The sequence below is a fragment of the Bartonella sp. MR168JLCBS genome, assembly GCF_042194175.1.
In genome coordinates, this window is record NZ_JBHIMP010000414.1 from 330 (window position 1) to 678 (window position 349).

General features: G+C 42.4%; 1 protein-coding gene. It reads left to right on the forward strand.

The genetic code is table 11. The features are described 5' to 3' along the window. Positions 1-341, forward strand: a 341-nt coding sequence (locus ACFIK8_RS11690) for an NADH-ubiquinone oxidoreductase-F iron-sulfur binding region domain-containing protein (RefSeq protein ID WP_375669522.1), incomplete at its 5' end; no start/stop codon positions are given. Between the last annotated feature and the right edge of the window lie 8 nt (positions 342-349).

Sequence of the window (349 nt, forward strand, 5' to 3'; positions counted from 1 at the left end):
TGGATAAATCAACCGGTATTATCAAGGCAATTTGGCGTATAACAGCTTTTTTCAAGCATGAGAGTTGTGGTCAATGTACACCGTGTCGTGAAGGCACAGGTTGGATGATGCGTCTTTTAGGGCGTATGGTTGAGGGAAGAGCGCAAAAACGTGAAATTGATCTTTTGTTTGAAGTTTCTGAGCAAGTTGAAGGACACACTATATGTGCACTAGGTGATGCTGCCGCATGGCCTGTACAGGGGTTGATACGTAATTTTCGTCCAGAAATTGAGCGTAGAATTGATGATTATACGCGAAGTGTCATCCAAAGCAAAAATATTGCTTTGGGAGCAGTAGGATAGAGGATTTT